This is a genomic window from Paenibacillus luteus (genome assembly GCF_006542765.1).
Classification (GTDB): Bacteria; Bacillota; Bacilli; order Paenibacillales; family Paenibacillaceae; genus Pristimantibacillus; species Pristimantibacillus luteus.
In genome coordinates, this window is record NZ_SKCD01000037.1 from 1 (window position 1) to 13088 (window position 13088).

The window sequence follows — 13088 nt, forward strand, 5'->3', positions numbered from 1 at the left end:
GATGTTGGATTGAACATTCAACGTGATGTACATACTCATCTCTCCCTTGAGACCAGTATGTTTCATCTCGTCAAAGTTGTACATTATTATTCAAGCACTTCTGTACATGTTTAGATTAGCATTTACAGACAGTTCATACATAACACTAAACCCCTTTATTTTCAGTAGGACCGTGTCCTTTTAATCCAATATGGTTTGAAAATCCACTAAGGAAACCTTGTGATATTTTACCATAATTATAAAGGTGGATGATGATTATAACCAATCTTTCCTGCTAAATAACTGAAAAATCCGCCACATTTGGGCGGCTTTATTCTTTGCAAGTGTCCCATTAGTTAAAGAAATTCCTTACATAAATTTGCTTGTGAAGTATCAACATATCTATGAGGTGTTGAAAATATCAAAAGTAAGGAATGGGTATATGATAACCATGTCTATATTATTAGCTTCCTCCGTGTACTTCTCAAGGTCTTATGCACAAGGATTGCCGAAATTCCATGCAAGTGACCCTGAAGAGGTAAATAAACGGGTTGAAGAACTAGTAAAACGTTTGAGCCAGCTTGAGCCACCTGAACCGACTTCAATTATGAAATCGCCAGAGGAAGTAGAAATCCAAAAATACTATCATTCCAACACTATTCCTATTCTTGAGGGTATGGATAAGGGAACAGAAATCAAATTCAAAGTTATAATGAATGATCCTAACTATAAAAGACCCATATATGAAAACCATTGGCATAGAACATATGGTGGAGGCAGATAGAGCTATAATCCTAGTCGAATATATTACGCATTCCATCGGCTATTTACCACTTATGACACTGGGATATCTGGCGAGTGAATCACCAGATTTTTGGTCTAAACAAATTCAATAAGCAAAAGAACGAAAACGGTAAAGAAGCTCCACTTGCGCTATTCTTATTGTAACTAATTCGCCAATTAGTCTAAATTACTTATCTCAGGCTCCACTCTAAACTGGATCCATTCAATCCCCGTAACCTTCGTTTTTGTGGTCAATCCATGAAAATTCCACATCCCTGGTTCAGAAATGTACGGGCCAGTAACCTCCCATTGATAAGCCAGCTTATTAGATATAACCAATGCTTCGAATACAGTATCAGCAATTTTATCCTTAATTAAAGGCGTTCTAAAAACAACATCGAATAAAGAGGAATCCTTCCAATAACGTTCACTCGAAATTAGAGTACCCTTCATGTCACATATTTCATTGATTCTTGCAAGCAGTTTATGCACTTTTTCTTCTCTGTTCACTTTGAAATAAGCGTGCCAATAAATATATTTAAGCATATTAAACCTCCAACTGGTTAATCGTTTCGATAGAGGACCTAATGGCCCTTTGGATAAAAGTACGGAGTTAGTCATTTAATAGTATGGGAAAATGTCAGTTCCCGAAGTTGCTTTAAAACGCTAGGCAAATATTCTTGTGGATGCAAAATAACAGCTACCAATATACTTATTAGTATGGTTGCAATCCAAATAAAGCTTTTGAATACTCTTGATTTTAATCTTTGAGTGAGAAACAGAGAATATAACAAAATAATAATATTAACAATTATCGTTATTGGAATACTCACGATTCTTCCAAGACCTGTATAAGGGAAGTATTCAACTAATAGAAATATGGCTGATATACTCGGAATCAACGCTAAAAAGAAAGATATTACCGACTTCTTCATTTTGATCTCCTAATCTCGTCCTCTAAAGTTTCACACTGTGACATTAAACACAAATGCCCCTAATAGATTCATGTAGAATGAAGTTACCGTACACCATTTACAGAAGAAGAATCATCCGATGAGTCACTCTGATTTTAGCATAAGCGAACTCATCTAATTAGATATTCTGCACCATTAAGGATGGTCGAATCGTCTATTTACACGGCTTCAAGGAGCCACTACCCGAGCCAGCGAGGAATAGTCCTACGTCCTTTTAAAGATGTAATTTAAAGACTATCAGCAACAGCAAAAATAGCCTTGGCCGATTAACGGCCAAGGCTATCTGCATACACGCGAATCAGAGCCAATTCGCAATTAGTTGCCCATCATCTTCGCTGGGTCCGCATTGTCCCCACTGGCGGTTGCTCCATTCTCATGCTGCAAATACACAGGATGATAACGCACAACGAGATATTCGCCGACATGCCGGACAAGATAAACAGCGAAATGAATACAACGGAAAGGCCGACGAAGTCGAGCGGACGTTCGCCGATTTTGTCGATCAACCGGCCGCTGATTGGCATGCTGATCGCCGCGTATAGCGCATAAAGCATCAGGATCCAACCCGTTTCAAGCGCAGTGTAGTGTATGCTGCCTTTCAAATACAAGCAGCACGATCGGCATTACCCCAAACATCGCGAGCTGTACAATTCGTCAATATGGCGCTTTCTCATACAAATTAGCAGGCAATGCCTGCACAAACGGCGACCAGTCGCCCGTCGTATAAAGGTGAAGCCGGTGCATGGCCCGCGTACACGCTGTATAAAGAAGCTTTCGTTCGCTTTCCTGGCCATAGGCTTCGGGTGAAGCATCGTAGACCAAGACTGCATCGAACTCGACACCCTTGGCGAGATACACAGGAATGACCATTACTCCTTTTTCAAAGCCCATTGTCTCCTTCGTCATGAGCTGCTGAGCTTCGCCACCTTGAATCCGCAACCTTTCATGAGCATCCCGGCTTTCAGCTGCGGTTTTTGTAATAACGGCGATGGAATCGAAGCCCTCGGCCTTAAGCGCCTTAATATCTGCCACGATTTGGGCATCACGCTTCTCCCGGCCGTCCAGTCTCGTCAGAAGCGGCTTTTGGCCTATCCTTTCAAACGGTACGATTTCTTCTCCGCCTGGAAGCATCGATTTCGTAAATTCAACAATGTCCCTGGTGGAACGATAACTGCGTACCAAGGAGACCAGACTTGTTTCTTCCTCTCCAAAAAGGCGAATCAGCGGCGAATCGGATGCGGCCAAACTTGTAGCCTGCATGAAGATCGCTTGCCCGAAGTCACCTAGCACCGTCATTCGGGCACGGGGAAACAGCTTTTTCAGATATTCATATTGAAACGAAGAATAATCCTGACCCTCATCAACGAAGACGTAGCGAATTTCCGTATTTGTCCGTACGCCTTGGATCAGTTCTTTTACATACAAATACGGAGTTGCGTCCTCGTGGAACAACTCGTTCCGAAGCAGCTTTTCCTTGGTTTGCCTACATATTTCAAGCCACAGCGGCGGGATCACGGCCCCATTCATTTTCTCCCGATAAGAGGCTTCGTCCGCAAACAATTCGCCATATATGTCTATGACATCTACAAATGAAAGTTTCTTTACACTTTTCTTTAACGGTATAAAGCTTTCTTTCACGATCCTTCGGCGGAGCAGCCCCTCCTCCTTCCGAGAGAAGTCAAAATCACTTTCATCTTCTCGTCGCTTGTTGGTCATTTTCTCGCGAACTGTGGCGAATTGTTCAGCAATGTCTAATACTTCCCGATCTTTATGCAGCATATCGAAAACTTCTGCATACTGCTCGGTGTCAAGATAGTTCAACTCTTCCTCTACCCATGGCGCGTCCCGTTCCATGCGTTCCAGCGAAGCAAGCTCATTCAGCAGCCACTCCTGCAAGAGAATGATACGGTTGAGCAACGGCAAGGAACGGTCATAATTATAAAATTCCGCTCTCATTCGCTCCGCGGTAATCAAATCGCGGTCCCGAAACCGAATAGCGTTGAATCTCATGCCTTCCCTTCCTAACCATAATCCAAAGCTCTGCAGGGCTTGCAGGAAAGACTCGGAAGCTTTATACTCGATCCCCTGAATACGGGCCTCGTACTCCGGTTCTCCTTGAGCGGTCAGTACATATTCAATCTGATCTAAGGGATCCTCCGCGCGTAACGAAGAACCTAACCAATAGTCGACATATTCCTGAAAGGTCGTCTGCTGAATATTCTCTTCTCCGAGCTCCGGAAGGACGGTAGAAATATAGCTGCTAAACATCGGATTCGGTGAGAAAAGAACGATCTGATCAGCCCTGATCGTCTGGCGGTGTTTGTACAGCAAGTACGCTACTCGCTGCAATGCCGCGGAAGTCTTGCCGCTGCCAGCCGCCCCTTGTACAATTAGCATCCGACTTGTGTCATTGCGGATGATGGCATTTTGTTCCTTCTGGATAGTTGCCACGATACTCTTCATTTGCGAGTCCGCACCCTTGCCGAGCACTTGCTGCAGCAACTCATCTCCGATCGTATCGTTCGCGTCAAACATGTTGCGGATTTGCCCGTTTTGAATTTGAAACTGTCCTTTGAGCTCCATCGTTCCTTCGATTCGTCCGGCTGGTGTGACATAAGACGCTAAGCCAGGAGAGTGATCGTAGTACAAGCTAGCAATAGGCGTACGCCAGTCATAAATCAGAAAGTTCAATCCCTCTTCGTCAAGGAAAGAGGATACGCCTATATAGATCTGCTCGCCGAAGTCCAGGCCATCCTCCTGAAAGTCTATGCGTCCAAAATAAGGAGACGGGAGCAGACGGTTCATGCTTTTCCATTGCTGTGTTAACAGCTTGTGGCCACGTTCCCGTTCCGCCAATATCGCGGTCTGTTGATTTATCGTGTAGAAGGACTCTTCGAAATCTTCGTAAGTGCTTGTGTTAATCGTAACTTCTTCCCAAAATCGCTTGCGGATGTCCGTAGCCTGATCTTGCAGCCCCGCCACCTCTGGCTCTAACTCAGCGATCCTCTCCTGTAGCTTGTTCCTGACCCGTTCCAGCCGTTCCTGTTCCTGCTGCCAATCCATCCTATCCATCTCTTCTGAACACACTCCTTTTTCCGTTTTCTGGAACAAAAAAGAGCATTGACAAATTAAAGTGGCAGATGTACAATTAAATTAGGAGTAATAATTAGTACCTTCATATTTTAATTTGTCAATTACGCTAACGATTATATCATAGCGTTAATTTGTGTTCAATTTATTTTTTATTTAGGCTGAGCTGAACACTTAGTCGAATTGATGATTATTTAAACTAACTATAGCGGAGTTAAGATACCAAGAGATGACCCTTGAATTAATTGGGTCATCTTTTTTTATATCTACTGTTCTGTTCGGTGGAGAACAGGGGTGTCTCCTCCCTCGAAATGTACAACGATTGTGTCAGGAACAGATTTTATTTTATGCAGTGTTTTTAGGTATTTATTGCTTTTTGGAATTCACTAAATAAAGAGCTATCTTAATTATGAAACATAATTACAACTCTATAATGGGATGGCTCTCCATGACCTATTCTCTTCAATGCCCGTAAAAACTCTTCTCCGCTTACTGTATAATCAACAACATCAGTGATTAATTGGTTATCCATAGTATAATCCTCATATTTTATCTTTTGATCCCAGTTAAAATTGAAGATTTCGTCAAATGTAAACCAGGTACACGTTTGAGATTCTCCATATTCAAACTCTTGTCTTATTTCTTCTGATACATCATTAGGCATTCCTTTAGGATTGCTAATATAGGGAATCGTAATATATTCGTTCCTTTGATTGGCTAGAATGGCATGAAGCCAATATCCACCTCCCGTATATATCAAATCTCCCCAATCCACATGCCACAACGAATGCTTTTGTTCAGGGTACAATACTGCATTTTCATTCTTTACCCACTTATCTAGAGTGACCCATACTCCATTTTGTTTTAAGATATCGTCACGGCGAAACCTCATCTTCTCGACGTAGCATAACATTATTGTTCCCACAGTATCTCCCCAGCGTTATTGCATCATTTTCAGAGTAAATCTTAAATACGACCTTCCCTAATTTACCACATCCGAGGTATTCGCGATGATAATTATATTTCCTGCTCGAGCTTCACAAGGGCTTTTATTTCTCCTCGTTATGTCTCAGTTGCCACCAAACAAAAAATGGGTCGTTCTGATATCAAGCTTCAGAGCGACCCAGATTCTTTTCGTTTTCAATCCATAATAATCATATACTGCAATCATTCCAATAAATTATTATGATGAATTCGAGTGGACATGCCAACCACCAAACTCGGAGAAGCTCCCACCCGCTCCACATCATTTCAGCTTTATTCTATTCAGGGCTCCGTTCCCCATTGGAGAGCGCCAGCGATGTAGCCAGTCGTTTTGCTCCAATCCGCATAAGCCGTGTGGGTCGAATCGAAGGAGTAATCACCCGTCTGCGTATAGTTCGTCCAATCGGTCTTGGACACGCGGATCTGAAGCTCTATACTTGCTCCCGCAGCCAAGCTTCCGGCTCCGCTCGTAAAGCCGATCTCCAGATAATGGTCGGCCCCAGTCAGAGGAGTCGCCAATTTGATGAAGGTGCCCGTTACGTTGCTGCTGCCCACATGCGACCAGTCACAGAAAAAGCTCTGGGCGACCTCACCATCAATCGTGTAATAATAACGCAGCTTCACGTCGGACATATTGATGGCGGTAGTGCCCGTGTTCGTCAGCTTGATCCGCGGGTTCAGCGTGTTGCTCGTTGCCGCGGTGGTGGAATTGTACCGCTGCACCTTGATTGACCCGCTTCCGCTGGAAGTGGTGTTTATTACGGTGACCGCAAGAGTCGCATTCGCTCCCGCGCTGAAGTTGAATGTCAGTGTCGTTGTTCCCACCGGTTGGGCGGCCAAATAAGCCTTCTGAATCGTCACCGACGTGCCCGATACGGTGTAGTCCGTTCCCGCAACCAGGGTAGCAGTGCCATTCTTAATGCCGCTAAACGTATTGCCGTTCAGCGTCAGCGTCACCGGAACATTGGCTTGTATAGCGGTATTTTTGTCAAAGGTAACGGACGTCGGATTGATCGTCGAGTTGGTCAACGACGAATCCGTCACTGCGATGGATAGCGCAGCGGAGGAACCTGCGTTAAACTGGAATGTTAGGTTTGTCGTTCCGACGGGCTGCTGAGCGAGATACGTTTTTTGCAGTGTAACCGTGTTACCTGAAACGGTGTAGTCTGTGCCTGCAACCAGAGACGCCGTACCATTCTTAATGCCGCTAAACGTATTACCGTTCAGGGTAAGTGTTACTGGAATGTTCACTTGCATAGCCGTTTTCTTGTCAAAAGCAGCGGTCGCCGGGCTGATTGTCGAGTTGTTGTTGTTACCTGTGGCATAGGCGGCAACAAACACCAGCCCCGAGTTCCAATAGACGGTGTGCTCGTTCGTTGTCCATTCCTGGAAGTTATCGTGATAATTTTTGGCTGCAAATCTGGAAATCTGGTTTCCTACAGCTTCATCGTTGGAGTATTTATTTGGTCCTCCAACCAAAAAGCCTTTCGGCACGCCAGGCAAGCCATCGGTTCTGTACATAATACTAAAAGGATACTTAACGCTGTTATCCCCATACCCCGATACGAAAGATACGCCTACCGGATTCTGGCCAAGGATCCAGTCTAATTGGCTATAAGTCACTTTATTAATAATCGCGCGGTTGCTCTCGTAGGTTCCGAGCAATTTGGTGCCAATGATCATTTCCATCGGCGTATCGGCATATTGCATAGTAATTCCCCAATAATAGTTGCTGTCTTTTACGATACTTTTCCAAGAGCTTTCGTTGTATCTGGTGACCTTATCATTAAACCATTGCTGGAATTTGGTCGTATACCAGCTGACGACTGCAGAGCTTTTATTAGCGGCTTTCATATAACTGAAGAAGCCCGTATTCCAGGTGTTCGCCCAGCTGCTTGCGAAATCAAGGGTATCCTCAAAAAATATCGCCATATTGGTGTAGTTCGCAAGGAAATAATTATTGTATTTGACATCACCAGTTGAACGATATAGAGAGCCTGCAGCCCACAAACGATTCGCAGCATCATCGGTAACATCGTAAGGCCATCTGCCCGTATTAGGCGTTCGGATATTTTCCGGGTGCGCCTCCAAATACCCCCATGCCGCTACTGCCGCATTTAGACATTGCTGAGCAAAGGTCGGATCGATATTTTGATAGATCAGGTAGGCATGTGCCAATACTCCAGCTGCGGTAGCCGTATCGGCAGTTGTTTTGATAGCTGTCCGTGAGCTTACGGTATCTTTGTCGATAATCTGTCTGTCGACCATATTGTCGTCATCCTGGAAAGTCACGCGGGCATAGAAGCCTCCGCTTGCCGCATCCTGCATTTTCAGCATCCATTCCAGTTCCCAGCGTGACTCATCGAGAATATCAGGAATGCCGTTTCCGCTCTCCGGAATATTAAATTGATTGTCTGTAAATTTCTCCGGCATCACTTCATAAGCCCAGAAGAGATCGGACAAGGCTTTGGCGCCAGCGTTAACGTATTTGCCTTTATCGCCCGCATCATACCAGCCTTTAGAAACGTCTTTCTTAATGGAAGGGTTGGACATTAAAGGTACAGCTGTGTCTGGCGTAAAATCGGTTCTCTGATAATTCTGAGTATACGGGCTCGTAATATTTATACCGGTTCTCTGGTGATAAAAATATCTGGATACGTCAACCAAGAATGGCTCATAAATATCATTAGCACTGCCAATCGAGAATTTAGGTGAATTCTGGACTCCCTGCACCGCCACATAGTATTTGCCCGGTACAGTGAAATTCGTAAAGTCAGCCGTGAAAATTCGCTCTCCACTGTCTATGGCTTCATAATTATCGGTGAGCACAAGCGTTCCGGAGAAGGCCGTAGCATTGGTGGTTGCATTCACAACGTTAAACGGCGTCCCCTCATCGACAGTAAGGACATCCTCAAACCCGGTCACGAGTGCCTGCTTTATGCCATCGACAGGATAGCCCACTTGATTGACCTTGATGGGCGCATACTCTTTCTCCTTATCGGGAGAGGTAACCCTAATGTCATTGAACCAGACCTTTAAAGGTTGAAAACCATTATTTTTGATGGATAACGAATCGATCGAAGTTCGGTCAATGCCTTGCGAGACCTGAATGACATCCTTTAAAGGTATTTTCACATGGGTCCAGCTCGTCGTAATGTTGGTATAGGTTTTTATGTCTACTGTAGTCGTAATTTCATTGCCGGCAGCCCGTTCGAATACTCTATCTTTGAAGCCAATAAGGAAGGACTCTCCACCGGCGTTCCCCTTAATATTAAACTCAAGAAAACCGTTTGGATGATAAGACGTAAAGTCATACGCTTTCCAGCCGGCAACCGTAATTAACGCGTTGAACCAGGACGGACTGGTAGGCGTCTTCGTATTTAATAGTAAAGAAGGCAATCCATTGTACGTAACCGTCGGATCAATCGGCAGCTTGCTATCCACTGTTTCCAAGCCGAATCCGCTATCTCCTGCCCAGCCATCTGTTATATTGCTAAATATTTTATAATCCAATAAGTTTCTCCACCCTGCTGGCGCTTCGGGGGTAGCGGCGTTCGTCGTGATCGGATTCGAAAATAAGATTGTAACGAACATCGTAATCGAAAGGATTAAACTTACTTTTTTCCTCATTACCTCTCCTCCTTCAAATGGTTGACGGTTTGCTCTGCATGAATCTTATTCGCACTCGACTTCTTAGCGGCTTCTGTGCGCCATCACCTCTCCCTCAATGAAAACGCTTACTTATGTAAATATTTTAATTCGTGAAGCTGGTTCCGGTATATAGAAGGAATAAACGATCATAGAAGAAAACAAGCCATTGCGTTCGTCGTCCTATCCAAAAGATAAGGGAGGCCGCATCCGATGCACCGAATGCGGCCTCCCCCTCTATGTTCTAATTGATACGCCATTATGGTTTATTGTCCTGATACCAATCGTTGACTTCCTTCGTAATCACGTCGCCGCCATTCTGATAAAACTGGGCTACGAACTCATTGAAGTAGGAGAGTGGCTTCTCCCCATAAATGATGTCCAGGTAGCACTCCGTTGCAAGCTTCTGCAGGAACACTCCGTGTTTCTCCATCCCGTCCGTCAACGGCCCGTGGTACCGGTTCGGAATTTCAAGCCCCTGCTCGGACATCGCGACCCCAGCTGCCATTAGCTGGGCCGAATTCAGTCCTTTGATGCCCTGTTCAATCGGCGTCATTACTTCAGCATTCGAATTTTCCACTATTTTCTTGATCGCGGCTGCATTCATATACGGCAGCGTCGGTGCGCCGCCGGTCAGCGGATACAGCATCCAACGCATATCGATGGATGAACCGTCCGAGAGCGGCCATTCGTTATGGGGCACGCCTTCCGCTTCAAAATTAACGGTGATGACCTTCTCGTCCATAAGCACATAATCGTAGCCTTCGTGGAACCCTTTTTCAAAACGAAGATCGAAGTACGGGTCCTTCGGACCAAAATTTTTGGCAAGCAGCTTATTATAATACGCAAACCAAGCTTCAATATGGATGAAGTCCTTGCTAAAAACCGAGTAAATGCCGTACAACGGCTTCTGCGCCTTGCCCTTTAGTCCCTCAGGTCCGGCAGGAAGCGGATACGCCTGCCAATTCGCGTTAAGATCAGCCTTTATCGTGTCACCGAGCGGCCATGCTCCCATCCAGAACGGGCCGAACATGACGCCCGCCATTCCTTTGACTGCCAGCTCAGCCGCTTTGCTGGAGTCCTTCATGCCTGCATTCTTGTCCATGTAGCCCTTTGCCATCCAGGATGCCATCGTCTCCAAGTATTTCTTGGCATCCGGGTGAACGGCGCCATAAACCAGGCGGCCATTTTCGTCCTCATTCCAGAACATTCGGATGTCGAAGGTGCTGAGCATCTGTTTGGAGAAGGCGCCTGCTATCGCATCGGTTTGTCCCATCCAATTCCATGGACCTTCCTTTAAAGAAACCGCCAAGCCGACTTCGTCGTCCTTGCCATTCCCGTTAGGATCTTGCTCCGAAAAGGCCTTCAGTACGTTCTCCAATTGAATAATTGTCGTTGGCGGTTCCAGCGAAAGCAGCTCAAGCCAATCCTTGCGAATCCACATGACCGTTCCCTCATCTCCTACATTAAAACGAGGAAGCCCATAAATCTTGCCGTCTTTGGTTACCTCGGTCATGGTAAAAGCGTACTCCTTAAGTGCTTCCTTTAGCTTAGGATGCGCGAACCTCTCGATGGCATCGTTTAGCGGAAGCAGCTTGTCGGCTTTGAGCAGATCCTTCAGGATCTCTCCCTCTGCCCCGAAGGTGTCTGGCAGCTTGCTGTTCACGGCCAACGCCAGCCGAATCTTGGTATCCGCGTCCTCGAACTTGCTGACGATCCAGTCAAACTTCGTGATGAGTCCCAGGTTTTCTTCCATCCATCGAGTATGCACGTTGTCCGTGAGGCTCTCGCCTGGCTTGAATGCGTTAGGGCGATTCTCGTCCACGATGGTCGTCGTAATCGTAATTGGCGGATCGTATTCAAAGTCCCACAACGGCCTTGTTACATCATTGACTAGACTGCTCTTGGTCATTTTCCCACCGCTATTTAAACAGCCGGCAAGCAGCAGACTCCCTATCAGTAACGCCAATAGAATTATCAACCATTTACTATGCCGCTGCACCAGCCCAACCCTCCCCTTTGGTTTTAACTAGGATATAGAACAAATCACTCCATTCCCGATCGGTATCTGTCCCTGAATTCCTGCGGTGTCACCTGATAATAGTCACGGAATTTACGAATAAACCAGTTGGTATTAGGGTAGCCAATGCTTTCTCCAATATGGTAAATTTTATTATTTGTATGCTTTAGCAGCTCGCCGGCCTTAATTACGCGCTGCTCGTAAATATATTGGGAAACGGTAGTATCCGTACATTGCTTAAAGAGTTTAGACAGATGGTTAGGATGCACGAAGACGCGCCTTGCCAGCATGGTAAGCGACAAGTCCTTGTCTAGTTCCTTCCTTATGTAAGATTGTGTCTTTCGGACAATCACCTGACTGTGATCCTCGGATTCCTCGCCCAGCTTATCGCGAAGCGTACGCAGCGAGTCTAGTGCCCAGCCTTCCAACTGCGACGCATGAAGCATGATTTTGCCCTTTACATAGGCGGACTGCCCGGGAGTGAGCATCTGAGCCAGCGTCCTGCCGCTGCGATTCGCGATATACTGGAAGGCATTGGACAGAAAGAAAAAAACGTCCCGCATGAGGTCGGGCGAACCCGTGTGCAGCAATGGCGATACGAACGTACGGATTTTCGCTTCCGCCTCTTCCCATTTCTCACTCTCCAATAGGTGCGTCAGAAGAGGCGTTTCGTAGAGCTTGCGCATGAGGCGCGCTTCCTCCTCGTTCCTCTCCGGCACCTGACCTAACGAGCGGCCATCGCTTTCCAAGCACGAAGTCGCCGCCATGTAGCTGGCTTGCAGCCCTTCCGGAAAGAGACAATCCACTTCCCCTACGAAAATTTCACCTTTAAGCAAATTTTGTACTTCTCGTTTTAACTGGTCGATTCGCTCGTACACCCATTCCCGATCAGGCGGCGCACCCGATAGGTCGTACACCAGCACAAGCAGAGTTCCTTCCTCGTTCGCAGCCGGCCAGCAATCATACCGCTCCATCAGCAGCTCTTCCAGCATATTCGTGACCGCGAACCGGATGAGGGACTGCGAATAGAGATCTTGTCTGTCAAAGGGCGGACCCAACCGAAAGAGGCATAGCGAGACATGTCCCGGCAGCAAAAGCGGGAGGTCGAACAGCTTCAACTTTTCCGCAAGCATCTCGCCGTTTAGGGCGCCGCTGAGCGCCTTGAGCAGCAGTCCTGCCTTCAGCTCCGCGCTGTTATCCCTGTAGATACGGAAGCCCTGATCAATGGTTCGCTCCTGTTCAAGCTGCTTAACGATCCGGCCCATTGCCTCCAGCAGATGCTCGTCCTTAGCCGGCTTCATCAGGTATTCGAGCGCTTGAAGCTCAATCGCTTTGCGTGCATAGTCGAAGTCCGCATAACCTGTGAGCAGCAAGCATTTTAATTGAGGAATGCGCCGCCTGGCCTGCTCGATCAGCTCTAAGCCGTTCATACGCGGCATACGGATATCCGTCATGAGGATGTCGACTGGAAATGATTCCATCAGTGAAAGCGCCTCTTTGGCACTGTAAGCTTTCAACACCCGGGTGATGCCAAGCTTCGTCCATGGAATCGTATCGGCAAGGCTATCTGCATAGTGCTTCTCATCATCTACCACAAGCAGGCTCTTCAT

General features: G+C 46.3%; 8 protein-coding genes. 1 reads left to right on the top strand and 7 read right to left on the bottom strand.

Annotated features, from left to right (window positions below):
• The first annotated feature begins 430 nt into the window (after nt 1-430).
• On the top strand, nt 431-763 hold the full coding sequence (locus tag E0496_RS25075; protein ID WP_141504494.1) for a hypothetical protein: 333 nt from the start codon (nt 431-433) through the stop codon (nt 761-763).
• 176 nt (nt 764-939) lie between these two features.
• Here E0496_RS25075 and E0496_RS25080 read toward each other — a convergent pair whose 3' ends face one another.
• From E0496_RS25080 to E0496_RS25110, 7 genes are all read right to left on the bottom strand, one after another.
• Nucleotides 940-1308 carry a hypothetical protein gene (locus tag E0496_RS25080; RefSeq protein ID WP_141504495.1) on the bottom strand — a complete coding sequence of 123 codons (369 nt, stop codon included), beginning with the start codon at nt 1306-1308 and terminating at the stop codon, nt 940-942.
• Nucleotides 1309-2062: 754 nt separating this feature from the next.
• The gene (locus tag E0496_RS25085; RefSeq protein WP_161601561.1) at nt 2063-2338 is read right to left on the bottom strand and encodes an MFS transporter; all 276 of its coding nucleotides are present in this window, start codon (nt 2336-2338) and stop codon (nt 2063-2065) included.
• A gap of 52 nt (nt 2339-2390) precedes the next feature.
• A complete protein-coding gene (helD, locus tag E0496_RS25090; protein WP_141504497.1) occupies nt 2391-4808 on the bottom strand; it encodes an RNA polymerase recycling motor HelD in 2418 nt (805 codons plus the stop codon).
• A gap of 421 nt (nt 4809-5229) precedes the next feature.
• Entirely contained in the window at nt 5230-5718 is a 489-nt protein-coding gene (locus E0496_RS25095) for a hypothetical protein (RefSeq protein ID WP_206669855.1), read from the bottom strand.
• A 374-nt stretch (nt 5719-6092) separates the two neighbouring features.
• Nucleotides 6093-9440 carry a glycoside hydrolase family 9 protein gene (locus E0496_RS25100; protein ID WP_141504499.1) on the bottom strand — a complete coding sequence of 1116 codons (3348 nt, stop codon included), beginning with the start codon at nt 9438-9440 and terminating at the stop codon, nt 6093-6095.
• A gap of 277 nt (nt 9441-9717) precedes the next feature.
• Nucleotides 9718-11427, bottom strand: coding sequence for a type 2 periplasmic-binding domain-containing protein (locus tag E0496_RS25105; protein ID WP_206669856.1), 1710 nt, complete (start codon nt 11425-11427; stop codon nt 9718-9720).
• Between the two features lie 77 nt (nt 11428-11504).
• Nucleotides 11505-13088 (bottom strand): response regulator transcription factor, encoded by a 1584-nt coding sequence (locus E0496_RS25110; protein WP_141504501.1) that lies wholly within the window; start codon nt 13086-13088, stop codon nt 11505-11507.

Excerpts from the sequence above, each read along its gene's own strand:
- E0496_RS25075 (WP_141504494.1), top strand. The coding sequence starts at position 431 with ATGTCTATATTATTAGCTTCCTCCGTGTACTTCTCAAGGTCTTATGCA.
- E0496_RS25080 (WP_141504495.1), bottom strand. The coding sequence starts at position 1,308 with ATGCTTAAATATATTTATTGGCACGCTTATTTCAAAGTGAACAGAGAA.
- helD (WP_141504497.1), bottom strand. The coding sequence starts at position 4,808 with ATGGATAGGATGGATTGGCAGCAGGAACAGGAACGGCTGGAACGGGTC.
- E0496_RS25095 (WP_206669855.1), bottom strand. The coding sequence starts at position 5,718 with ATGAGGTTTCGCCGTGACGATATCTTAAAACAAAATGGAGTATGGGTC.
- E0496_RS25100 (WP_141504499.1), bottom strand. The coding sequence starts at position 9,440 with ATGAGGAAAAAAGTAAGTTTAATCCTTTCGATTACGATGTTCGTTACA.
- E0496_RS25110 (WP_141504501.1), bottom strand. The coding sequence starts at position 13,088 with ATGAAGAGCCTGCTTGTGGTAGATGATGAGAAGCACTATGCAGATAGC.